This is a genomic window from Desulfomonilaceae bacterium (genome assembly GCA_041662605.1).
Classification (GTDB): Bacteria; Desulfobacterota; Desulfomonilia; order Desulfomonilales; family Desulfomonilaceae; genus CAJBEZ01.
On the sequence record JBAZSD010000034.1, the window covers coordinates 13,017 to 37,453 of the forward strand.

Genomic DNA, 24,437 nt, shown 5'->3' on the forward strand with positions numbered 1-24,437 from the left:
GTATTTATTGCTTCGGCGCTAGAGGCGCCCAGGCCCAAGTTGTTCCCGGTGATGCTCGTTATTTCCCACTTTTCCCTGTGTGCGTATGTCGAATCTATTAGCGCTGTGGAGAAGAGAGATTAGCATGATGGGGTTAAATAACACAACGTCGTAAAAATCATTTAACAATTTCTCACGCTGCCACTTTGTGTAAGAGAGTTTCACCCTGTTCTTTTCAATCAGATGCCGAGTATTTCAAGAGAGAATGAACTCTAGAAAAACGCCATATCACCTTGTTTTGGTTCCGGAAGTGATGAAATCCTGCTTCTTGGGAAGTTTTATCAAATCCCAAGCAGGAACATTGAGACTCTTTGCCACAATGTCCTTCGGAGTCTGGGTGAGCCAGTCTGCGAAGCTGAATGTTCCGAATTCAGAGAAATAGCCGTTGTCAAAAACCAGCAGGAACTTCGCTTCACCCGGCCCCATGCCAAGCCCTTGAATTGATTGGGCATGTCCACGTGGAAAGTACCAGATGTCTCCAGGGGCAAAGTCTGCGCTAGCTGACCGAAAATGTTAAAATGAGCGCCGAAAAGCTTTCATTGTGTGATTCCGTTTATGGGATGCCTCCGGGTTTTCTCCCGTGTGGACTTATCAAGACAACCAGTTAGTTTTTAGCCGATATTCCCGTGGGATTTTCCAGAGAGTGTTTCTAAGCTCCTAAATAAGCGATTGCTTAAACTTCAAGGCGCCTAAGGTGTGTTTTGCTTGAGGAGACACCTGTTTCTGGTCCCCAAATTTTGGGGGCGCCAAGATTTTTTTCGCAGCCCAACATAAATATTTTGTTAGACTGGCGTTAGCGTGGGAGGCAGCTTTGTCATTAAGCCAGAATTTGTTGTTTATTAACGGTAATCGGTTTTTCTGTCTCATGTCCCGAGAGGAGGGGGCTATGGAGAGAATAGGTGTGGGTCTTTCAATCGTCGTTTTCATTATTATGGTTTTGCCATCTTTTGTTTTGGCTCAGTCCACGGACGAAGGGGAACGTCTCTGGGCAGAAGCCTACGATCTGGAACAGAACGCCAAGACAGCGGGTGATAGCGAAGCCGCGCTCGAAAAGTACAAACAGGCCATCGCCATTTTCGAAAAGGTTGGATATAGGAAAGGGGTCGGGAGAATATCGAACAGCGCCGGATATATCTATTATTCGCTAGGCCGACACAACAAGGCAATAGAATATTATGAGAATTCCCTGGAGATAGCCAGGAAGCTTGACGACCTATGGGGAGAAGGGCAGACCCTTAACGACATTGGTCTTGTTTATAATTCTTTGGGACAACATAGCAAGGCAATAGAGTATTTCGAGAAGTCTTTGGATGTGGCCAAGAAGATCGGGGACGAAGGGACTGAAGGGCTAACCCTGAACAACTTGGGTCTCGCATTTTTGGCCTTGGGTGAATTCAGCAAAGCTGCAGAGTATTGCAAGAAGTCTCTTCAGGTTAGGGGAAAAGGTGGAGATTTAAAGGGAGAAGTCCAAAGCTTGAATAGCCTCGGGAATATCTACAAAGGCTGGGGTGAATATAGTAAAGCGGTGGAGTACTATCAACGATCTCTGGACCTAACCAGGCAGGTCGGTGATGTCAGTGGAGAAGGACAAACACTGAACAACCTCGGTCTTGTATACTCGGCTTTGGGGAAAAATGGCCGAGCAATAGGGTATTTTGAGGATTCCCTGGAGATTAAGAAGAAGACTGGAGATTCAAAGGGAGAAGGGCTAATCCTGAATAACTTAGGTCTGGTTCATTCGGCCTCGGGTGAATACAGTAAAGCGATAAATTATTATGAGAAGTCTTTGGAAGTTAGGAAAAAGGTTGGTGACTTAAAGGAAGAAGGACAAACGTTGGAAAATCTCGGAAATATCTATTTGGCCAGGGGCCCATATCCCAAAGCGGTAGAATATTACGAAAAGTCTCTTGATATAGCTAGAAAGGTTAGTGACGTAACACGAGAAGGCCAAGCTCTGAATAAGCTCGGTCTTGTCCATTATTCTTGGGGCCAGTATCCTAAAGCGATTGAGTATCATGAGAAATGTCTTGAGATTAGAAGAAAGGTTGGTGACTCAAAAGGCGAAGGGACCACACTAAATGATCTAGGTAATGTCTATGCGGCCTGGGGTCAATACAGTAAAGCGACAGAATGTTATCAGCAATCTCTCGACATATCCAAGAAATTCGGCGACGTAAGAGGAGAAGGCGCTGCTCTTAACAACTTCGGCATGATCAATCATTTTCGGGGTGAATACGTTAAAGCGGCAGACTATTATGAGAAATCCCTGGAGATATTTAGAAAAATAGGTGACGTAGGAGCGGAAGGGACTACCCTGAACAATCTAGGTGTGGTCTATAAGGATTGGGGTCAATACAGCAAGGCAGTAGATCATTATGGGCAGTCACTGGAGATCAGGAAGAGAATTGGTGATTTGAATGGAGAAGGGGGGAGCTTAAATAATCTCGGTAGGGTTTATTTTTTCTGGGGTCGATACATCAAAGCGATAGAGTATTACGAGCAGTCTCTGGAGATTAGGCGAAGGCTTGGTGATTTGAGTGGGGAAGGGCAAGCCTTGGCCAACCTCGGCAATGTCTACAAGGCCTGGGGTCAATACAGTAAAGCAATAGAATGTTATCAGCAGTCTCTGGAGATTAAGAAAAATATTGACGATCTCAGGGGAGAAGGGGTAATTCTTGGCGACCTCGGCAATGTCTACGCGACCCAGGGTCAATATTCCGAGGCGCTAAGCATCCTCCAGAAGGCGCTTCAGATTTCGAGAAAGATCGGGGTTCCAACAGATTCAGCAACGGATAACATCGGAAACCTTTACCTCGATATTGGGGAGATTAAGAAAGCCGAACCATTTTTGATAGAGGCGGGTTTTGACGCATCCCTGGGCCGGCTGTGCCTGCTAAAAGCGGATTACAGTTCAGCCAAGAAACACTATGAAAGCCTTGTAAAATCTTCCGAGCAAAACAGAAACACCGATAATCTGTTCATAGCGTATACAGGCACGGGAGTCGCTTTGGAAAACATGGGGGATGACCACCGCGCCGCCGAGTATTTTCGTAAGGCCATCGACCTCACTGAGGATCTGCGATCCGCTCTGAATGCCTCGGAAAGAGGTGAGTTCTACAACGTACGAATCTGGGGTTTTTACAGGACCGCTCCTTACGAGGGACTCGCCAGAGTTCTCATCAAACTGAACAGGCCTCTTGATGCTCTTCGAGAGTCTGAATACACCAAAGCCCGAATGTTTGCCGAGGGTCTGTCAAAGAGAGCGGAAGGCTCGACACCAGAAGTTTCAAAAGATGTGGTTGACTTGGATTCCCAACTCGATGAACAGCTAGCGGCGCTCACCAAAAACCTCCAAAGAGCATATGAGAAAGGTAATAAAGATTCTATAGCTGTCCTTGAGCTTCAGGTGAACGAGACGAAAATCAAACTCGCCAAACACGTGGAGACACTTCGCAGGGAGTATCCCCTTTTCGCAGCGACAAAATATCCCAAACCAATGGGGCTGGATCAGGCGACCCTGGAAGTTAACGAATGGGTCTTGGTCTATCATGTTACTGATTCCGGAATCATAATCTACCTTACTAAGGGTAAGAATCTTGTTAAGGCGGTCTTCAAACCCATAGCGGTAAAAGAAATTGATGAACTGATCCGTAGTTTTCGTCAACCACTGGAAATCGGGCCCAAAGACAAACTAGAAGACAAGCTCAAATCCTTCGACTTTGATTCCGGCAAGAAACTGTCCGACCTTCTTGTTGCCGATATTCTTTCATTTCTTCCCAAAGACTCACCTGTAATTATCGTCCCCGATGGTCCACTGGGTATGCTCCCTTACGAGATGCTGGTACTCAATGACAAAGGAGTAATAAAAACCGATGGGGAGATACCCTACGTATCTGGCGCTGAGTTTTTTGGGGACAGGAACCTCATTTCGTACTACCAGTCTTTAACCGCTCTCACACTAGCCAGAATATACTCTAAACGAAAAAGTACTGAGGGCGGTTTACTTTGCATAGCTGATCCGGTGTACCAGGAAAAGGACGCCAGGATGGCGGGTATCGCTAACAAGACCGTTCCAACCGGTGTCCTTTCGTCACTTTTTAAACGGCTGAATTTAATGGCAGCGGAGAATGATCCGCAAATGAGTGGTCTACAATTTTCAAGGCTTGCACTGACCTCAGAACTTGCGAAGGCTCTGTCTGAGACGCAGAAAAGTTCCGATGTCTACACCGGTTTCGATGCCAGCAAGACGAACTTCTTTAATAACGTCAGCCCATCACTTAATCGTTACGATAAAGTTGTCTTTGCCACACACGGTTACTTTGGGTCGGATTTACCTGGCATTATGGAGCCCGTGTTGGCGCTGACTTTAGTTCCTGCTGGAACGGATGGTTTCTTACGAATGTCGGAGGTGATGGGATTGAACATGAACGCCGACATAGTGGCCCTTACAGCCTGTCAGACAGGTCTGGGAAAGCGAGTATCCGGTGAAGGAACAATGGGAATGGGAAGGGCATTCCAGTACGCAGGTGCCAAGTCAGCGCTGATGAGTTTGTGGTCTGTTTCAGAGTTTACGTCGGTAAATCTTGTGAAGAGGTTCTTTCAGAGTGTAAGCGAAGGAAAAAGCAAATTGGAAGCCCTTGCTTTGGCTAGGAGAGAAGTCAGGAACAAAGGTTTTGATCATCCGTTTTTCTGGGCTCCATTCATATTGGTCGGAGAAACGAATTGAAAGTTTGTTAGGACGGTTGTATCCTGAGCCCCTATGTCAAATCTCAAGAATAGACCCTGCATGACGCAAAAGAGGGGACGTATATGAACTCAAACCAAAAAAGTTCAGGTAGGTTCTATCTCAAACAGACAGTTCTTTTGGTTGTTACCATTGTTTTAGTAATCTTATTCACCATCCCTTTACTGAAATCTATCAAGTCGGCGCTGAATCCGGGGGAGCTTGTGGCTGCCGCCAATCAGAACAGGCGACAGATGGCGTCCCTTGAGAGAAAGATTGATGTCAATAGCTCGAAGATACTCATGGCGGCAGGCGCCGAGCAAGTCCAGGAAAAACTTGCAAAGGAAGTGGAAGCGCTCAAACGCCAAATGGCGGCCGCTCAACTTGAGAACAAATATCTTCAGCAACAAGTACAGTTGACCAGTACGATTCTGGAACTGGTAAAATCGAAATCCGCCTCCGATGTATCTCCCGATGCTCATATCGGCTTCTCGCAAAAAGTGTTCGATTTGTTGACAAAGGTTTTCGGATGTATTGCATCTGTTTGCAGTTGTGGAGTTTTTCTAGTCTCGTGGATAAGGAACAGGCGACAAGTTCCTCCAACGAAGACGAGCTGACATTTAGCGGCAGATTCAACCTAAAATTGAGGAAAAAGGATTCACTTCTAATTAACTCCAGGCTGGATTGTGGTAATCAACCCGGTGCAAATAGAAGTGATCCCGTGAACTGAAACTGATTTTTCCACAGTTTGAAACAGTTCGTAATGTGATTTATGTAGTCTTCGGAAAAGAACACTGACAATTCAAGTCAGGGTCTACTCTTGGAGAACCAAATCTCTGAGTGTCCGAACGTCAACAAATCAATAGAATTGATCAGCGCCTGATCGCTGATACCTTAATCTCCCTCGAATGTTCGTTGTCCTATCACCATGTCCCATAATGGCCTCTCTGATCTCAGGGCCGATACCGGAGGCACAGGCGCTGGTTTTTCAAGTGTGGTGTAAATCATGAAAAGCTGGAGCCGAATGAGGCTGATATTCCCAATAGCCATGTTCCAGGGATTTTTTATAGAATCCGTAATCGGAAACCATTGTTAGACCCAAACATTTTTTCTGCCTTGAACAATTTGAGCTTCATGGTCTTGTCTAATATGGGGAAGACGTCTTTGCGAATTGGTACCGTTCCACTGCCCTCTCTTGGAATTTTCAGGGCCTATGAGTATTATGCGTCGAGATAGCTCGACTCCCCTCAGCGTGAGGATAATGATCACCCCGCGTCTCATTCCGTTATGAAACCGAGTCAAGAAAATAGCCTGCAGCCACAAAAGGAGCTGATTGAGTATCCTGAGATAATCGCCAAAACCAACATCATCTTATTTTTTACGTGACTTCTCTAACAGATCCTCGGCTGGGGAGCAGGGCTAATGGGGATGCCCCGAAACTCGACCAGAACTCGAAACATTTGTCGCTCGGCGGCGTTGTATAAGATAGATGCCTAACCATAGCGCTACCCCTGGAAAAAACATTACGTACTTATATGTGTCGGCAAGCCCGAGCCAAGACGCCGTCAAATCAGGTCTCATCATGGTTAGAGTTACAGCAAGGAGGCATGGAACCTCGTACCAACGGTTTGATGTCACAAACCAACCTTGGGTTGCGGATACGAAAGCCAGCATTCCCAAGACGGATGAAAAAAGGATAAGAACTGCTTGGGCAATAGTATTAACACCCATGAGAAGTAGATCATGGTTGAAAACAAATATGAATGGCAGAATTGCTGTACGGATATGGTACATGAACCCCTGCAATCCTGTAGCCACTGGTTGAGAACCGGCAATGGCTGAGGCTGCGAAAGACGCCAGGCCAACAGGGGGGGTGTCATCCGCCAGTATTCCAAAATAGAAGCAGAAAAGGTGGGCCGCCATGAGAGGAATGATAATGCCGTTGGCCTCACCTAAAAGCACCATGGCCGGAGCCGTCAAGGAAGCCACTACAATATAGGTGGCCGTTGTAGGTAAACCCATGCCGACTATTAGACACGCGAACGCAGTAATCAGAAGCATTAAATAAAGATTGCCTCCACTAAGACGATCAATAACCTCGGTTACCAGGCCACCCAACCCTAAGGTCACCACTCCAACAATGATCCCTGCACATGCAGTGGCTATGGCTACACCGACCATGTTGCGTGCGCCGCCAATGAGACTATCAATCAGAATCTCAGCCGATTTTTTTATGCCGGATAATACAGGACGCCCCTTTAATATCGCTTCAATGGGGTGCTGAAGTCCAACTATAAGCGCCAGCGTCAAGATGGCGCGAAAAACCGCCAATTGCGGGGAATGTCTGAAATAAATCAACTCTACGATCAAAACGGCTAGCGGAATCAGGTAGTGCAGTCCACTGAAAAAGACTTTTCTGAACCGGGGAATCTCGTCCCTGTCCATCCCCATGATTCCCAATTTGCAAGCTTCCACATGGGTGATGTAAAAAAGAGCGGCATAAGAAACCATCGCTGGAATCAAGGCGGCTTTGGCAACTTCAACGTAAGGAACGCTGACATATTCTGCGATTATGAATGCCGCCGCTCCCATTACTGGAGGCATCAATTGGCCGTCAATACCGGCCGCGACTTCTATTGCCGCCGCCTTTGTGGCCGGGTAACCGACTTTTTTCATGAGAGGTATAGTAAAAGTTCCCGTGGTCACGACGTTGGCTATGCTAGAACCTGAAATCATGCCAGTTAAGCCACTTGCCAGAACAGCGGCCTTTGCCGGACCTCCTCGAAATCGACCGAGAAGCGATAGCGCCACAGCAATGAAATAATTTCCGGCTCCGGCCCCTTCAAGCATAGCGCCGAAAAGAACAAACAAAAAAACAATATTGGCGGACACCTCCAGAGGTATACCGTATATTCCCTCGGTAGACATTGTAATTTGACCGAGAAGACGACTCAGAGAAACTCCCTTGAAAGCAAGGAAATCAGGAAGATGACTCCCATATAGCGCATAGCCGAGAAAGAAAATGGATATTGCCGGAAGAGCAGGGCCTATGACTCTTCTTCCCGCCTCAAGGAGAAGGATCAACAATAATGTTCCGAAGAAAACGTCCCGTCCAAGAGGCGCCCCCTGGCGTAAGCTGATTCCGTGGTAATCCAGTAAGATATATGTGGCTGACACACATGCCAACCCGGCTACAACCGCCCGAATAAAACGATGGAGGCCTAGTCGTTCTTGAAACATTCTTCCTGCTCGTAGTTTACCGAACGGGTAGGCGAGAAAAACGATCAGCATGGCAAAACCAAGGTGAATAGCTCGGACCGCGAGGCTGTCTAGGATGAGCCAACTAGCAATGGAGAGTTGGAAGATGGACCAGCTTAGGGCGATAGCTCCAATGAGTGAGACATAACTTTCCTTTTGCGAGGCAAGTCCTGAGATAGAGGGACCTAGCTCAGCGGTTTTTGGAGTTTCTCTCTGCGATTGAATTTTCTGTTGTGCCATGATCAGGAGGTTCTAGTCCTTGTACGAGTCAATTACATGTAGCAGCGATAGGGCTGAGCGCTTTCTGTCAGCCTTGGATGAACTCTTAGGCCCCAGATAAATCATCTTGCCTTTGTCTTGGCGCCCAGCCCGACTTCTTTATAATACTTGAGCGCTCCGGGATGTAACGGAACCGGTAAATCTGTAACCATGTCCTCTTTTTTCAGATTGGAAAAAGAAGGGTGAAGATTTCGGAATGTGTCAAAATTTTCAAACACTTCCTTTGTAATGCTATACACAACTGTATCCGACATCTTGTCTGTTGTAAGGAAGCAGGCTCTTACACCAAATGTTGGGACATCTTCTGAGTTATCAAACCCAGAGTAGAGACGAACCGGTATAGATGCTTTACTGTAAAAAGGGTTTTTCAAAAGGAGCGCTTCTACATCATGAAATGGGATAAATCGAACTCTGGTTCCACCGGCTGCTGCCTCCTTTAAAGAGCCGTTAGGGTGCCCTACCGTGTAGAAAAAAGCGTCCAGACGACCGTCTTGGAGTAACGATGCGGCTTCTATAGGCTTTATACCTTCCGCCTGGGCCAGGTCATCGAACTTGAGCCCACAAGTTGAAAGCGCATCCTGCGCATTCTGCCGCGTTCCTGAGCCTGGATTACCCACGCCAACTATTTTGCCTTTCAAATCCGAACATGATTTTATTCCGCTATTGACAGAGGCTATAAGACAAACGGTTTCTGAGTTCAGACAGAACACTCCCCTGAGTTCCTTTCTAGGGCCTTTTTCTGCCCATTCCTCCTGGCCAGACCATGCCTGGGAAGCCTTATCGGACTGGGATAACCCAAAATCGAGGTCACCTACGCCCAAGGCGTTAATGTTAAAAACTGATCCTCCAGTTGCTTCGGCAGTCACTTTGAAGCCGTAAATACTCTTCTTTTCATTCATCAATTTGCTGATGGCGTTACCCGTGGGATAGTAGACCCCGGTAACTCCGCCTGTACCGATGGTGAGGAACTTGGTGGCGGCAACCCCATACGCCATGGCCAAAAACGTCAATAGGCAGAGGGTGATTAGTTTGTAAAGCCGTTTCATATTGCCTCCTGGACTGGTCGTTGACGCTGTTACCCGAGGTTCCAATGTAATAAAGTAGACATCATCCGGGCTTCTTGAGTCAAGCCCTTGGCGCTTTTTCGGTAGTTGCAAAAATAAAAACGTGTTTTCTAGGTAGATGTCCTACCCTAAGAAGCAGAAAGCTCCTTTTTTCATAAGTAAACTGGTATTATATGAAAAACAAAGTAAAGGGGGCGACATGCGATATGGAGCTATGAATTTCCCGGTGAGGCCAGTGATTCAAGAATTAAAAGAGATTGCCGCCTTGGGTTTTGATTACGTTGAATTGGCTATGGATCCGCCTCAATCACACCACTTGTTACTGAAAAGCCAGCAAAAAGAACTCTCTAATGCCCTGAAAGACAGGCGAATGAAAGTGATCTGTCATCTGCCAACGTTCGTAAGTATCGCTGATCTCACCGAAAGCATTCGGCTTGCATCGGTCAAAGAAGTTTTGGACTCCCTTGAGGTTGCCGCTGAGTTTAGTCCTTTGAAGGTTGTTTTACACCCTCCCTATCTCACCGGGCTCGGGATGTTTGTTTACGACCAAGCCAAAGGTTACGGTTTGGAAAGCCTTACCGCAATTGTCAGAAAAGCTGAAGATCTTGGATTGACGCTATGTATCGAAAATATGTTCGCCAAAACTCATATGTTAGTAGAACCCGACGATTTCGAGGAAATTTTCAAGCGTTTTCCCAGCTTGAAGTTAACACTGGACACAGGGCATGCGAACATCAAGAATGGCAGTGGCAAAAGAATCTTTGAGTTAATTTCCAGATTCTCAGGGCAATTGGGCCATGTTCACGTTAGCGACAATTTCGGCAAAGAAGATAACCACTTGCCAATAGGAACCGGAACCGTGGATTTTTCACGAGTTGCGGACACTCTCAAAAGTATCGGTTATGACGACACAGTTACATTTGAAATATTCTCGAGGGATCGAAATTACCTTAGAATAAGTCGTCAACGATTTGCATCAATGTTGGAGTCGACAAGTACCATTTGAAGCCCACTATGGCCTCTACAGGGCATCTCTGCCCTGAGTGAAATCGACCTGAAACCAAGAGGCCCAATCATTTATGAGACCGCTTATAACAAGTCTCGGCGGAGTTGCTCCTATCCCTCTGACACCGATTGGGTTGAAGCTGAAGGAAACGCGAGCGATTCGATTAAAACGTATGCTGCTTGTAGCGCCTCTGTAGGACAAAGGGGAAAACATTCCTTGCAGTTCCAGCACTCCTTAGAGGCTATCTCTGGAATGAAACATATCTCTTTTCTGATTCCCCTATCGACAAATCCGACAGCGTTCTTTTTCTTTACCTCAGCGCAGTATCTGACACAAAGACCACAATGAATGCAAAAGGAGGGCTCTTTTTCAAAGCGGTTTCTGTCTGCTCCATACTCTTTAGCCAGATCCTGCAATACGAATGAATCAGGAGCATGAGCCAGTTGGAGTTCCAGGATCATTTTGCGAATTCTATCTATCTTCTCGGATCTGGTTGTTACGATTATATTTTTCTCCACAGGGTAAACACAGGAAACAACCATTCTTTTTGAGCCACGACTTTCCACTTCCACTATACAAAGTCGACAGCCCCCATAGGGTTCCAGTTTGTCGTGGTGGCATAGAGTGGGGATAGGTATTCCCGCGCTTCGGGCTGCCTCTAAAAGAGTCATGTCCTGCTTCGCCCTGACTTCTTTTCCGTCGATTGTTAACAGGATTTCGCTCATTTTTCTTTTTTCTTTCTAACTATCGTTCGAGCTTCTTCGGGGATCGGGGGCGGAACAGGCTCGCCGGAGATTTTTCTCACCGCACGAAAACGGGGAGGGCACACTTCAAAGCAGGTTCCGCACTTTGTGCATTTCTCCTGGTCCACAATATGAATCATGCTCTTGCCACCTATGATCGCCTCTGAAGGGCATTTTTTCGCGCAAGTCCCGCAACCCTGGCACTTCTCGGGATCAATATAGAAATTGATCAGTTCCTTGCACGAGAGGGCCGGGCATCGCTTCTCCTTGACGTGCGCCTCATATTCATCTCTAAAGTGTTGCAGCGTGCTCAAAAAGGGGTTAGGAGAACTCTTACCTAAAGCGCAAAGGGCAGCTTCTTTGGCTGTTTCGGCTAGCTGCTCCAAAAGCTCGATATCACCCTCTTTTCCTTTTCCTTTGGTGATGTTTGTCAGAATTTTAAGCATCTGTCTCATACCCTCACGGCACGGGACACATTTGCCACATGACTCATCAGTAAGAAACTCCATGAAGTACCTGGCGACATCTACCATACACGTGTCTTCATCCATTATGATCATCCCACCTGAGCCCATCATTGACCCGGCCTTGGTGAGTTCATCAAAACCAACCGGTAAATCCAGCATTTCCTCAGGGAGACATCCGCCGGACGGTCCTCCTGTCTGCACCGCTTTGAACTTCTTGCCTCCAGGGATTCCGCCGCCAATATTGTAGATAATATCCCTCAACGGTGTCCCCATAGGTACTTCCACGAGGCCTGTGTTGGTTATTTTACCGACAAGGGAGAAAATCTTCGTGCCCTTGCTGCTTTCCGTTCCAAACTGAGTAAACCAGTCGGCTCCGTTATTGATAATGAGCGGCACATTGGCCCAGGTCTCGACATTGTTCAAAACGCTGGGGCAGCCCCAGAGGCCCACAACATTGGAGCGGATGTACTTGGGTCTGGGCTCTCCTGCCCGGCCTTCCAACGCTGTCATCAGAGCGGTTGATTCGCCGCACACGAAAGCGCCGGCTCCTCTGTGCACTTTGACAACGAAATCAAAGCCTGAGCCAAGAATGTTTTTCCCGAGAAGGCCATACTCCTCAGCCTGCCGGATAGCTATGTTGACATTCTCTACAGCTAAGGGATATTCCTGTCGCACATAAATATACCCCTCGTGTGAGCCTATGGTATAGGCGCCAATGGTCAACCCCTCGAGGACTGAGTGAGGATTCCCCTCGAGAAGGCTTCTGTCCATATACGCTCCGGGGTCCCCCTCGTCCGCATTGACGATCACATACTTTGTCTCGCCGGGGGCATTACGGGATCCTTCCCACTTATTCCCTGCGGGAAAACCGCCGCCTCCCCTACCTCTGAGGTTTGCTTTCTTGACTTCCTGTAACACCTGGTCGGGGGTCATCCCTGAAAGAACCTTGGACAGAGCGGAATAGCCACCAATCGCCAGATAGTCATCGATATTCTTGGGATCAACACTGACGTTGGAACCGAAAACAATACGGCCCTGGTTCTTGTAGAAGGGGATGTCAGATTCATGAATTATCTTTTCATTGGTAACAGGGTCGGTATAGAGCAAACGCTCGATGACCTTTTTATCCTTTATGGTTTCGGAGATAATTTCAGGAACATCTTCAGGCTTTATCTGGAAATAGCATATTTCCTCGGGGCGAATTACAATGATAGGGCCCCGCTCACAAAAGCCGTGGCAACCGGTCCTCCTGAAATCCACCTCAGCGCCTAAACCCTGTTTTTCTATTTCCGCCAGGATGCTTTCAGCGACCTCCCGACTTGCGGAAGCATGGCAAGCGGATCCGGAACAGAGCGTAATACAGGTTTTATTGGGATCTCTTTCCGAGAGGAGGTTACTTCTGAATGCTTCCAATTCAGCAGGTGAATTTATCCGAGGCATAGTCTTTCCTTAATCATAGTTTTTTAACACGTCTGCGGTCTTCGCCGGAGCCATCTTACCGTGTGTTTTTCCATCAATCTCCACCACCGGCCCTAAAGCGCAACAGCCGAGGCAGTTAACGGTCTCCAGGCTGAACTTAAGATCCAGATCTGTTTCGCCCGGTTCAATTCCCGTCAGGCCTTGCACCGTGTCGAGCACACGCGACGCGCCCCGGACATGGCATGCCGTTCCGACACAAACGTGAACTTGATGGCGTCCCTTGGGAACCAAACTAAAGGCTTTATAAAAGGTAGCGATATGCTGTATCCGGGTCATGGGAACCTGCAATCTTTCAGCCACCCTCTCCAACGCCTCTTTAGGAAGCCAGTTATTTTCTGACTGAATGTCCAGTAACACCTGAATGAGATAACTGGGATCACAGTTGTATTTTTCGATTATCTGGTCGATTCTTTCTTTGTCCATAGCCTCTGTCCTGATCTTCTTCTTTCTTTTGACTCATGGCCTGCTCTTGCGCCTCAGGCGAGGGCAAAGCGCTTTCGGCTTTCATCGTATCGGACCAATCTTTGCTTCGATGAGGCATTAAGGTATTTTGAAACCTTAGACGGGGTCAGGCCTAAATTCTTTGCAATTTCCGCGGTTGACAGGGGCCCTTCCCGCAGGAGCGACACAATTTGGGTTATTGCTAATTTATCTCCGACTGTTTCTTCAAATAATCGGTTCAGTTCAGGACTGTCGAAGTATTTGCGGTATTCTTCTTCCGGCATGGCAGGAAGTCGCAGTCTTTCCCTTTCCACCAGTCTGATGTACGGGATAAGCTGGGTAACCGATTTCAGTCTGAACGTCAATTCCTTACCGTTCAGGCCTTCCCCTCGGCCAAGGGGTCCCAACTCCTTAACCTTCCTAACGAAACCATTTACTCCTTCGACAAAAAGGTTGGATTCACTACCGGACATAAATTCGATCCTCAATCTCTCCGGATTCAACCCTATGCGTTCCAGCAATTTCCTGGCCAGGCTCACCATGGTCAATGCATGGTAATTCCCATGAGTAATATAGTTACATTCATTTAAATGGCAGGCGCCAAGGAAGACTCCATCCGCTCCCTTTGAAAAAGCCCGGAACACATGCGCCATATCAACTCGACCGGAGCACATGACGCGAATAAGTCTCATTTCAGTTGTATATTGACTTCTGGAAACTCCAGCTAAGTCGGCTGCGCCGTACGCTCACCAATGGCACACAAACCCTAAGACCTTTGGTTTGAATTCAAGTCCTGCGCTCATACGTTCTCACCTCGTAATTGGTAATCCAGGCTCTGTTCATAAGTATTTTCCTACACATCTCCAACAGCGGCGTCCATCGGCCTCATGACATCTTCCTCTGGAAAGGCGGCGTCAATTGCGCCGAAGACCTCTTCGTCAGTGTAGTGCTTCAGTTGTATGGCATTGGTTGCGCATTTTGTGTTGCACAGACCATCTCCCTTACAAAGGACAGGGTTAACCCTGGCCTTTCTGCCCTGCGGGGTTTCGCAAAACTGTATAGCGCCATACGTACATGCGGTTATGCATGCTCCGCAGGAAACACATCTATTCTCATCGACCCGCGCCACAGAGCCGGACGCCACGACGGTATCGCGGGTGAGGAGCGTTAGAACCCGGCCTGCGGCTCCATAAGCCTGGTTGACCGTTTCCTGTATGAACTTGGGATAATGAGCCAATCCGCAGAGATAAACGCCGTCCGTGCCAAATTCAACAGGCCTCAATTTGACATGGGCTTCTTTGAAGAAACCATCAGGATTCAAAGTTACCTTGAATAACCCGGCGATTTCCTTTGTCGCCTCCGAGGGAATTATAGCAGCGGCCAGAGCGACAATGTCGGCGTCCAGTAACAGTTTCTTACCCAAAACAAAGTCGGTCACCGCGACCTTTAGAACAGGCCGACCCTCGTCCGACTCTCCGGCTTCAACTTCAGGTTTGTCCTCCGGCTCATAGCGGATGAACTTTATGTCCTTTTCTGAAGCCTCACGGTAATAATTCTCATTGAACCCATAGGTCCGCATATCCCGAAAGAGTATGTAAATGTCCATCTCGGGATTTATCTCTTTCAGCTTCAAAGCGTTCTTTACAGACTCACTGCAACATAACCGGCTACAGTAATCTCTCTCTTCATTTCTACAGCCTACGCATTGGATCATCACGAGACTTTGCGCATTAGCTATTTTTTCATCTGCTTTGGAGATCCGCTCCTCCAACTCAAGGTGGGTCATTACCCGGTCATCTTCCCCGTAAAGGTATTCGGAGGGAGTATATAGATCAGCGCCTATAGCAAGGACCGCAGCCCCATGTTTTATCTCCGTGAACCCTTTTTCAGAATTCACATCGGTCGTGAAATTCCCAACATAACCCTTAACGTCCGTGATTGTCGCATCATGATAGACATGAATTAAGGGGTGCTGATACACCTTTGTTGTCAGATCTCTCAGGTAATCCTGAACATCCAGCCCATCCAGTGTTGAATGAATCCTTCGCGTTATTCCTCCAAGCTCTGAATTCTTTTCCACCAAGTGCACATTATGCCCCTGATTGGCAATGGAGATAGCGCAATTCATGCCGGCTACGCCCCCACCTACAACGAGAGCGGCCTTGTTCACCGGCAGATCAAATTCCTGTAATGGCTCCAACCTGCAAGCCCGCGCTTCCGACATGCGGATGATATCTTTTGCCTTCTGTGTGGCCGCCTCTTTTTCTTTGGAGTGGACCCAGGAGTTATGCTCCCTGATATTAGCCATTTCGAGGTAATACTGATTAATTCCCGCCTCCCGAAGAGTGTCCCGGAAGAGCGGCTCAAGGGTCCTGGGACTGCATGCCGCGACAATCACCCGGTTGAGCCCCTTTTCCTTAGTAATGTCGGTTATTTCTTTGGCGGAGTTAGTAGCGCATGAAAATAGCTGTTCCTGCGCATGGACAACATTCGGCAGCGTTTTGCAATACTCGACTGTTTCAGGAACATTGACTATCCTTCCAATATTGGCCCCACAATGACATACAAAGACCCCTATCCTTGGCTCCTCAGTGGAGACATCCCTTTCAGGCGGATATAACCTTTCCTTGGCAAGATTTCCTCGCCTGAAATTGAGGAGTTCACCGATTTGTGAGCCCGCTCCGCTGGCGCTGAAGACCGATTCAGGGATATCAACAGGACCCTGTAAACCCCCGCTAACAAAAATCCCGGGTCTATTCGTAGTCATGGGATTGACAGGGTTGATCTTGCAAAAGTCATGAGGACTGAGTTCTATACCGTAAGTGTTTGCAATGGACTTCACATTAGCGGGAGGATTCAATCCGACGGACAACACCACCATGTCGAATTCTTCTTCCTTTACACCGTCTTCGTATGTGGAGTATCTCAGCGTGACATTTTTGGTCTCAGGGTCCTCTCTCACTATCGATGTGTAGCTTCTGATGAATCTAACCCCTGGGAGTTTCTCCGTTCTTTCGTAGTAGCGCTCGAAATCCTTCCCATAGGCCCGGACATCGTTATGGAAGATTGTGCAGTCCACATCCGCGTCGTGATCCTTTGTTATAATCACCTGTTTCTGGGTATAGGTGCAGCATACGGCTGAACAATAGCTGTTATCGCCCGGAGTAACCCGTCTGGAACCGATGCATTGAATCCAGGCTACCTTATGGGGATGCTTCATGTCGGAAGCTCGTAGTATCTCACCTTGGTAAGGCCCTGTTGAGCATAACAGCCGCTCATAGTCCATGCTGGTTACTATGTTGGCGAAATCCCCGTAGTGGTACTCCTTCTTCACCTTCGGATCAAATGGCTCAAGCCCCTGAGACAGAATGATGGCGCCTACCTGTATTTCTTTTTTCTCCGCCGTCTGGTTCAAATCTATTGCGTTATTCTTGCATACTCCTTCGCAAATACGGCATTTATTCTCTTTAAGGTAAAGACAGCTTTCATCAATATACGCAATAAGGGGAATCGCCTGAGCGAAGTATATATGCACCGCTTTATTCATGGATATTTCCTGATTATATTGATCAGGATATTTTGCGGGGCAATATTCTACACACGTGGTGCAACCCGTGCATTTATCCTCACGGATATACCGCGGCTTTTTGGTAAGGGATACCTTGAAGTTTCCTACTTCCCCTTCTACACTGTTTACTTCAGTATAGGTGAGGATCTCTATATTTGGGTGCCGGCCGACCTCGACCAGCTTTGGTGAGAGTATTCACATGGAGCAGTCATTGGTGGGAAAGGTCTTGTCCAACTGAGCCATATGACCGCCAATGCTTGGCCCTTTTTCGATCAGGTAGACTTTGAACCCTGCCGTGGCAAGATCAAGAGAGGCTTGAATGCCGCTGATTCCGCCACCAACAACCATTACGTCTCCAAAATTATTCTCTCGGAAACTCATCTGTTCCACAACTTGTTCTTTTTCCACTATATATCACCTCGTCAGGGTCTTTCAGTCCCCTAAATCGATTCCTGGATAATCTCCGTGATGTCCTTCACTTCAATCTTTTCAGCGAGATTCATGGTTGTCCTGCTGTCTTCAAGCATGGTAATGCAATAAGGGCAGGAAGTAGCGAGCACTTCGGCCCCGGCCCCGAGAGCCTGTTCTATCCTTAGATCGGAAAATCTCTCACCCTTTTGAGTTTCCATCCAAACCCTGCCGCCTCCGCCTCCGCAGCAGAGACTATCTGAGCGGGACTCAATCATCTCGATGAACTCTAAACCCGGTATCTTTTTTAAAACCTCTCGCGGCTCATCATACACACTGTTGTGTCGGCCAAGGTAACAAGGGTCGTGATACGTTACCTTCTTCGGATAATCTTTCTTAAGCTGAAGCCTACCTTCGTTCAACAACTCGAACAGATACTGTGAGATATGAACCACCTCAAAGTTTACCCTGAATTCAGGATATTCGTTCTTGAAGGTATGGTAGCAATGAGGTGACGAAACGAGGATTTTCTTGACCCCATTATCAATAAAGGTTTTGATGTTTTCTCTGGCTAGACGCTTAAATAATTCCTCGTCGCCCGTCTTGCGAATGCTTTCTCCGCAGCAATTCTCCTGGGATCCAAGTATACCGAAATCTACTCCCGCCAGATTGAGAATATTCGCTGTGGCTTTAGCCACCTTTTTCAACCTTGGGTCATAGCAGAGATAGCAGCCGGGAAAATAGAGAATTTCCATCCCTTCGGCGAATGGTTTTACAGAAAGACCCTCAGCCCAGGCCCCTCTCTTTTCCCGATCCTCACCGAATGGGTTTCCTTGACCAACAAGGCCTGCGTTTATCGTGCGGACTGTCTTAACAGGGGCAGGGTAAACCCCATATTCGTTCGCAATCCGTCGTAAGGCTATCCCGGATTCTATCTGTTTTACATCCCTGGGGCACTGCTGGGGGCATCTTCCGCAGGTCGTGCAACGCCAGATATCTTCACTTTCGATCTCGGTCAAACCAAACGTCGCTTCTCGGACCAGCTTGCGCATGCTGAAAGTTGTGAACCTGTTCCAGGGACAAACACTATCGCATAATCCGCATTGGAAGCATCTTTTAAATGCTTCCCCGCCGCTAGCTTTGATGACATCGATGATTTCTTTATAGGGGGTTACAGTCTCCACTGTTTTCGTTCCTCTTTTTTGGCCTAATGTTTCAGCCCTTCTTTGACGCTGACATCCGGGAAACAGTATCCATGATCTTCTCCCAGCCATATTTGTCGATCATGGATTCCAGACCTATCTCTACGTCCTCCAGCTTCACTTCTTCTTCTACTTCCTCTTCCCTTTCTTCATAAGTCAGGGCGTCGGCCAGGCACCACTGAACACACAGGGGTTTTTCCAGCGTCGGATCGTCTTGGCACATATCGCATTTGAGAGGGAGTTTGGAATCGGGTTCCTTGAAAATATCCCTTGACGGACAGGAAGCCCTGCAGAAAGCGCATTCTTCGTATTCCTTGCCATCAATTACATATTTGTCTCTGCCCATGCATTCGGCTGGAGCATATTCACCCGCGTATACAGGAATATATATGTCTCTCAGTGGTTCACGAATCACCCGAATACGAGACCTGGCCGGATTATTGCCGCTGTACTTCGGTGTGGCGTGAAACGCCGAGCAGGCAACCTCACAGGCCCGGCAACCGTTACACTTATCGACGTCTACCTTTATTGTCTTAACGATTTTCTTTTTTTTCTCAGCCATGACGGTTACTACACCTTCACTTTAGTTGTTCTTTGCTTCGGGCAGAATCTCACTGGAAGAATTACCTTCAGTCTGTGAGTAGATCCCTCTTTTTTCAAAGTCTTCAGCTACGTAATCCAAGCCCAGTTCATGCAAAGATTCCTTGGTGGGAATACCCTGCTCGTTCCATCCCTTGAATTTGTAATATGTATCCAGGAGTTCCTTTTCCAGCTCCGGAAATCGTTTCTTCCAATGGTTCTGTGGAGGAGCGTCATCTTTCCTCCTCATGCCTCTTCTTATATTATTGGCTCTTACCAAAGTCCGGTATCTCCTGGCCGCCTGAGTTAGTTTGTCTTCATCCATATCGATTCCGGCGCCCGCTGAGATAAATTTAGGGTAATTATGTATATGATATGGTGGCTTGAGGGGAAATGACGATAAACCGGCGCACATCCCTAGAGCGTCATCAATGTAGTGCATCCTCTCTTGCCAGTCGACAATGTCAGAACACATTTGAGGTGTTGGGTAATAGGGCATCGATTTTTCGCCTCGTGGTTCCCAATCCAGCAGATATTGCTTAAACTTTTCATCAGGAACCTGGAACCAATCCTTTACAAAGTCTTCTCTCTCTTCCATTGTAAAAAAAGGCGCTTGAGGGAATTGCCCTTCAATCTGGGTAATGTTAATCTTCTCGCCGGTGGAATACATTAGGAAATAGATGGGGTTAAGCATTGAAAGTTTGAGAGGAAGCTGCTCATGTTTCTTGATGTTATTATGAGCATAGGCTTCCGCTCCCTTACCAATCTGTTTGGCCGCCCAGTAAGTCCCGTTGGCCAACACATCTCCTATTCCTTCTCGACGGACGATTCTATCCAGCAACCAGTAAAATCTTCCCTCGTTGTCGGACGGCATTCCCGGGAAGTCATCGTCAGTTAATATCCCGTTCTCATAAAGCTCAAGGGCAAAGGCCATGACTTGCGGGGTTGAGAATCCGTCCACCCCGTATTCAGTGGCGCTTTGGGCGATACCCAAACCAAACTCAAGGTCTGAAAAGGCCGCCATGGTATAAGTGAGCTTCGAGAAGCATTTCATCATATAGGTTGGATGTCCCGGGGGAGAGATTGTCGCGCCGCATGTCATCGGGCAATTATAGCAACTGATCAACCTCGTCCGCATACTATCCAGAGTCTCTGCCCACTGTTTTGCGATTTCGTCATTCCAGAAATCTTTTCGTCGGACGCGTGAATTTCCCCACATAAAATTTTCAGTGTGCCACTTTTCGTCATGGACCTTCATCTCTTGGGGCGACCCAAGCCCTGCCAAAATGGGCATGACACCCGGAATCGGATTTTCATTCCGCAATTTTATATAGTTCAGGACTTCATTGCAGAGCGCCATAAACTCAGCCGGTTCGGCGACATTAATATCCTTGGTTCCACGCACAACGATCGCCTTTAACCCTTTGTCTCCCATAACTGCGCCGATCCCCTGCCGGCTGGCGCTGGACCTCCCTTGCTCAATGGAAGCAAAATAGACTCTGTTTTCTCCGGCAAGGCCGATGGCAGCCACTTGAGCTTTCGGCTCCTCCAACTCCTTTCGAAGGAGTTCCGCCGTTTCGACAGCGCCTTTGCCTTTCAAATGAGAAGCGTCCCGGATTTCCACTTTGTCATTGTTTATCCACAAATACACCAGATTGGGGGACTTGCCGCGAAGGATCACCTTATCGTAACCAGCATATTTCAACTCCGGCGCCCAGAATCCACCCATCATCGAAAATGCCATTAACCTGGTTTGCGGAGAAATTGTAGAAACAATTGTACGGTTGCAACCAGTAGCAGGGGTCCCGCATAAGAGACCGGCGCTGAATATTAATAGATTGTCGGGAGAAAAGGGTTCAGTTTCAGGGGGAACCCTATCCCACAATATCTTGGCGTTAGTACCCAAGCCTCCCAGGTAAAGTTCGGTATCTCTTGGGTCGGTTGCCACCCTGTCGATGCTACCCCGAGTTAAATCGATTTCCAAATTAAATCCTGTCTCTGCGTACCTCATCTTGTTAACCTCGTATAGTCCTGCCTTTTCTGAATGGCCTCGGAACCCAAAAACTCAATTAGGATTAAAGAACCTGCTACATCTACGCTCTGAAGTCTATATTGATCGAGACTTGGCAACATCTCTAATAACGAATATAACTTATATATAAACGGTGTCAAGATTTTTGCTAACAGACTTGTTGTATTTTACAAAGAAATTTTCTACTGACACAGAAATGGATTTCCGCCGCTGAACTGTGGACGAACGCCAGTGATTATTGACCGGTTAAACAGTTTCCGCAGCGCTGCCCAATATTATCGGACAAATAATCAATACCCGTTGCTTAACCATGAAATATAATTCTACCATACTTTCCAAAGGATGCGCCCAAGATAGTTCTTGACCCACTATCATATGAATGGTATTCGGTTTTTAACTAAGATCTAATGATCATTGTATCCGCTTCCCGGAGTTTATAATGAATTATACCGGATCGCCTGGAAGCAGTATCAAAAAGGCGCCATCCATAAAACGAAGAACCCCTTCGGCAGATAGAAAACGCCAACTTATAATAGAATCCGCCGAGCGTCTCTTTGCCTCCCGCGGTTTTCACGACACGACTATCGCTGATATTTCTAATGACTCCGGGGTACATGAAGCGTCTATATTTCAATATTTCAAAACCAAAGAAAACCTTATCGTTACAGTTCCAGAAAGACATCTTAAAGAGACTCTGGCGGGCATAACTGAACATTTTCAGGGAATGAAGGGAGCCGAACCCAAGATTAGGAAGTTATTATGGCATCAACTCAGGGATCTCTCCGTCAATGAGAACTACACCTCAATTTTGCTACGCGAACTCCGGACATTACCTGCTTTTTACGAATCCCCTGCATATGAAATGATTCGAAAATACAGCGCCTTCGCAGTTGAGGCTATCAGAGAGGGCATACGGGACCACGAAGTGGACCCTGAGATAGAAGTTATTCTAGCCCTTGAGATGATTTTCGGAGCGATCGACAGCATTGTTTTACGATCACTTTTTTTCGGCGATCCCTATGATCCCAATGATGCTGCGGATGCTCTGTTCTCATTAATCAAAGCGGCTATATGGAGGCGCGAGCAGTCGGTGGGAAATGAAAATGGCGATGAACCTAGCCGTGGAGAACTCAGGCGTCGTAGTATAACGGAAGTCGCCTCGGAAGTATTCGGCAAAAAGGGTTACGGCGGCGCGACTATCTCCGAAATAGCCGGAAAAGTCGGCATAGCCGAAGCATCCATTTATCAATATTTCAAGAGCAAAGAGCAACTACTTCTCTCAGTTTTGGGCACCTGGTTCATCGAATTGGCCGATGAGTTGGAGCGCGTTTTTTCTGGGGCATTAAATCCGTATGAACGCCTCTTATATTTGCTAAGAAGGTGGGCTCTGGATTATCAGATTCGAGAATGGGAGACTCGTGTGCTCATACTGGAATTGTACAGGAATCCGAAATTTTATGAATCCCAGGAATATCTGAACACCCAGCGATTCTGGGAACTGATAAGATCTACTGTTGAAGCCGGACAGCATAGCGGCCATTTTCGAAAGGATTTCGAAATTAGCTATTACCTCCACCTCGTTCAAGGGGCATTCGAGCATGAGGCGCTCGCTCGCATGATGCTCTCCAAAAAACAGCCCACCATCGCCAGTACGGAACAAATGATCAACCTTCTTCTCAGAGCTATAAAGGCTTGATGGCATCGGTTTAAAAACCTGCGGAGTCGGGAACAATCCACTTTTATGGAGTAACTCCTGATGGTTAGAGATGGAAATGGAAGCTTCGTGGAGAAGTCACCCAATGAGTGAAAAATCGTCTGTCTACAACCCTTTCAATTTAAAGATCTTATGTGTCCTGTCGTTGGGGCATTTGGCGACAGATGTTTGTCAAAGCGCTTTGCCCGCTATTCTGCCTTTTCTGAAAGCCAAATTGTTGTTGTCTTACGCTATGTCCGGCGCAATCATGATGGCCTCCAATATCACTTCCTCTGTGATTCAGCCGCTTTTCGGTTATCTCTCGGACCAGAAAGAAAAACCTCTTCTGCTTCCGCTGGGATGTCTTTGCGCTGGTCTTGGTTTGTCCTTTATAGCTGTTCCTGACAGCTACTGGCTAGTTTTACTGTTGGTAATCGTGAGTGGACTTGGAATCGCCTGTTATCATCCAGAAGGATTCAAGACGGCCAGTTTCTCAACTGGAAGCAGGATGGCTACTGGAATGGCGGTGTTTACAATCGGCGGAAACATTGGCCTAGCCTTAGGCCCGATAGCGCCAACCTTTATTATCGCTCATTTCGGCCTCGATTATCTTCCCCTGATGTTGGTGTTTGCAATGATTTTTCTTGTATGTTTGACCTTTGTCTGGGGAGCTATAGGACGCTCCAGACCAACCCAAATATCCAAGACCACGGCTCAGCGAAGTATCCAGAAAGGAACATATCTCTCTATCGGCTTAATAATTGCCGCTGTCATAATGCGATCATGGACGCATTTTGGTGTTATGGCCTACATCCCATTCTACTACATAGATTATGAGAAAGGGGACCCACTTTACGCAGGAACGCTGGTATCCACGTTTCTGTTCGGCGGAGCAATTGGAACGCTGATCGGCGCTCCCTTGGCCGATAGGTTCGGGCACAAACGATACTTCATATTTTCCCTTGCCCTAACGAGTATATTGTTTCCACTAATTTTGGTGACACATGGAGTCATGTTATTTTTGAGTCTTGGTATAGTCGGTATGGCTCTCATTTCGAGCTTTACCGTTACCATAGTTATGGCCCAAGCGCTTCTTCCTAACAATTTAGGTGTAGCTTCCGGACTAATGGCTGGTTTTGCAATCGGAACAGGTGGAATAGGGGTAACTCTCCTGGGCGTTGTAGCGGATCACTTCGGTGTGCCTGTAGCTTTGAAATCCATAATGTTCCTTCCGGTGGTGGGCTTTTTGATCAGTTGCTTCATCCGTTACCCTTCCAGTCTCAGCAAATGACCCATCGGTAATTACCTGAATATTAGCTTATAGATCGCTATAGCGATTGCCAAAAATAATGTCCGATTGCGCGGCCGATTTTTCTCGCGTTTGCATAGCGAGTATGGTTTACCCTGGGCATGTCTCGTCAGCCGAATATGCCCAATGCGGAGAATTGTTCGTTGG

The 24,437-nt window shown here is 47.4% G+C and carries 15 protein-coding genes and 1 pseudogene; 5 read left to right on the top strand and 11 right to left on the bottom strand.

Features of this window, described 5'->3' with window-relative positions; all coding sequences use genetic code 11:
• Window positions 1–267: 267 nt before the first annotated feature.
• A pseudogene (locus WC647_18225) lies at window positions 268–534 on the bottom strand (oxalate decarboxylase).
• A 391-nt stretch (window positions 535–925) separates the two neighbouring features.
• Between WC647_18225 and WC647_18230 the strand changes: the two are divergent.
• A complete protein-coding gene (locus WC647_18230) occupies window positions 926–4,765 on the top strand; it encodes a tetratricopeptide repeat protein (GenBank protein ID MFA6224241.1) in 3,840 nt (1,279 codons plus the stop codon).
• 83 nt (window positions 4,766–4,848) lie between these two features.
• Entirely contained in the window at window positions 4,849–5,379 is a 531-nt protein-coding gene (locus tag WC647_18235) for a hypothetical protein (protein ID MFA6224242.1), read from the top strand.
• Window positions 5,380–6,181: 802 nt separating this feature from the next.
• On the opposite strand, the gene WC647_18240 is transcribed toward WC647_18235, so the two are convergent.
• Together WC647_18240 and WC647_18245 are read right to left on the bottom strand one after the other, a co-directional pair.
• Window positions 6,182–8,260, bottom strand: coding sequence for a TRAP transporter permease (locus WC647_18240; GenBank protein MFA6224243.1), 2,079 nt, complete (start codon window positions 8,258–8,260; stop codon window positions 6,182–6,184).
• A 101-nt stretch (window positions 8,261–8,361) separates the two neighbouring features.
• Complete coding sequence (locus WC647_18245; protein ID MFA6224244.1) at window positions 8,362–9,345, bottom strand: TAXI family TRAP transporter solute-binding subunit; 984 nt, start codon at window positions 9,343–9,345, stop codon at window positions 8,362–8,364.
• A gap of 217 nt (window positions 9,346–9,562) precedes the next feature.
• Between WC647_18245 and WC647_18250 the strand changes: the two genes are divergently transcribed.
• On the top strand, window positions 9,563–10,369 hold the full coding sequence (locus WC647_18250) for a sugar phosphate isomerase/epimerase family protein (GenBank protein ID MFA6224245.1): 807 nt from the start codon (window positions 9,563–9,565) through the stop codon (window positions 10,367–10,369).
• A gap of 110 nt (window positions 10,370–10,479) precedes the next feature.
• On the opposite strand, the gene WC647_18255 is transcribed toward WC647_18250, so the two are convergent.
• From WC647_18255 to WC647_18290, 8 genes are read right to left on the bottom strand one after another with little or no spacing between them, the layout of a single operon-like run.
• Complete coding sequence (locus tag WC647_18255) at window positions 10,480–11,094, bottom strand: 2Fe-2S iron-sulfur cluster-binding protein (GenBank protein MFA6224246.1); 615 nt, start codon at window positions 11,092–11,094, stop codon at window positions 10,480–10,482.
• Window positions 11,091–13,019 carry an NADH-ubiquinone oxidoreductase-F iron-sulfur binding region domain-containing protein gene (locus WC647_18260; GenBank protein ID MFA6224247.1) on the bottom strand — a complete coding sequence of 643 codons (1,929 nt, stop codon included), beginning with the start codon at window positions 13,017–13,019 and terminating at the stop codon, window positions 11,091–11,093. Before WC647_18260 ends, WC647_18255 begins: the two co-directional genes overlap by 4 nt.
• Window positions 13,020–13,028: 9 nt before the next feature.
• Window positions 13,029–13,481: an NAD(P)H-dependent oxidoreductase subunit E gene (locus WC647_18265; protein MFA6224248.1), complete on the bottom strand. Its 453-nt coding sequence runs from the start codon at window positions 13,479–13,481 to the stop codon at window positions 13,029–13,031.
• A 53-nt stretch (window positions 13,482–13,534) separates the two neighbouring features.
• Window positions 13,535–14,302 carry a hydrogenase iron-sulfur subunit gene (locus WC647_18270; GenBank protein MFA6224249.1) on the bottom strand — a complete coding sequence of 256 codons (768 nt, stop codon included), beginning with the start codon at window positions 14,300–14,302 and terminating at the stop codon, window positions 13,535–13,537.
• Between the two features lie 50 nt (window positions 14,303–14,352).
• Window positions 14,353–17,475, bottom strand: a complete 3,123-nt coding sequence (locus WC647_18275) for an FAD-dependent oxidoreductase (protein MFA6224250.1) — start codon at window positions 17,473–17,475, stop codon at window positions 14,353–14,355.
• Between the two features lie 32 nt (window positions 17,476–17,507).
• Entirely contained in the window at window positions 17,508–18,659 is a 1,152-nt protein-coding gene (locus tag WC647_18280) for a (Fe-S)-binding protein (GenBank protein MFA6224251.1), read from the bottom strand.
• 31 nt (window positions 18,660–18,690) lie between these two features.
• Window positions 18,691–19,239: a (4Fe-4S)-binding protein gene (locus tag WC647_18285; GenBank protein MFA6224252.1), complete on the bottom strand. Its 549-nt coding sequence runs from the start codon at window positions 19,237–19,239 to the stop codon at window positions 18,691–18,693.
• A gap of 21 nt (window positions 19,240–19,260) precedes the next feature.
• On the bottom strand, window positions 19,261–21,267 hold the full coding sequence (locus tag WC647_18290) for an aldehyde ferredoxin oxidoreductase N-terminal domain-containing protein (protein ID MFA6224253.1): 2,007 nt from the start codon (window positions 21,265–21,267) through the stop codon (window positions 19,261–19,263).
• A 460-nt stretch (window positions 21,268–21,727) separates the two neighbouring features.
• Here WC647_18290 and WC647_18295 point away from each other — a divergent pair, with 460 nt between their 5' ends.
• Complete coding sequence (locus WC647_18295; GenBank protein ID MFA6224254.1) at window positions 21,728–22,984, top strand: TetR/AcrR family transcriptional regulator; 1,257 nt, start codon at window positions 21,728–21,730, stop codon at window positions 22,982–22,984.
• Between the two features lie 103 nt (window positions 22,985–23,087).
• Window positions 23,088–24,272 (top strand): MFS transporter, encoded by a 1,185-nt coding sequence (locus WC647_18300; protein ID MFA6224255.1) that lies wholly within the window; start codon window positions 23,088–23,090, stop codon window positions 24,270–24,272.
• Window positions 24,273–24,437: the final 165 nt, after the last annotated feature.

Excerpts from the sequence above, each read along its gene's own strand:
- WC647_18230 (MFA6224241.1), top strand. The coding sequence starts at position 926 with ATGGAGAGAATAGGTGTGGGTCTTTCAATCGTCGTTTTCATTATTATG.
- WC647_18235 (MFA6224242.1), top strand. The coding sequence starts at position 4,849 with ATGAACTCAAACCAAAAAAGTTCAGGTAGGTTCTATCTCAAACAGACA.
- WC647_18240 (MFA6224243.1), bottom strand. The coding sequence starts at position 8,260 with ATGGCACAACAGAAAATTCAATCGCAGAGAGAAACTCCAAAAACCGCT.
- WC647_18245 (MFA6224244.1), bottom strand. The coding sequence starts at position 9,345 with ATGAAACGGCTTTACAAACTAATCACCCTCTGCCTATTGACGTTTTTG.
- WC647_18250 (MFA6224245.1), top strand. The coding sequence starts at position 9,563 with ATGCGATATGGAGCTATGAATTTCCCGGTGAGGCCAGTGATTCAAGAA.
- WC647_18255 (MFA6224246.1), bottom strand. The coding sequence starts at position 11,094 with ATGAGCGAAATCCTGTTAACAATCGACGGAAAAGAAGTCAGGGCGAAG.
- WC647_18260 (MFA6224247.1), bottom strand. The coding sequence starts at position 13,019 with ATGCCTCGGATAAATTCACCTGCTGAATTGGAAGCATTCAGAAGTAAC.
- WC647_18265 (MFA6224248.1), bottom strand. The coding sequence starts at position 13,481 with ATGGACAAAGAAAGAATCGACCAGATAATCGAAAAATACAACTGTGAT.
- WC647_18285 (MFA6224252.1), bottom strand. The coding sequence starts at position 19,239 with ATGGCTGAGAAAAAAAAGAAAATCGTTAAGACAATAAAGGTAGACGTC.
- WC647_18290 (MFA6224253.1), bottom strand. The coding sequence starts at position 21,267 with ATGAGGTACGCAGAGACAGGATTTAATTTGGAAATCGATTTAACTCGG.
- WC647_18295 (MFA6224254.1), top strand. The coding sequence starts at position 21,728 with ATGAATTATACCGGATCGCCTGGAAGCAGTATCAAAAAGGCGCCATCC.
- WC647_18300 (MFA6224255.1), top strand. The coding sequence starts at position 23,088 with ATGAGTGAAAAATCGTCTGTCTACAACCCTTTCAATTTAAAGATCTTA.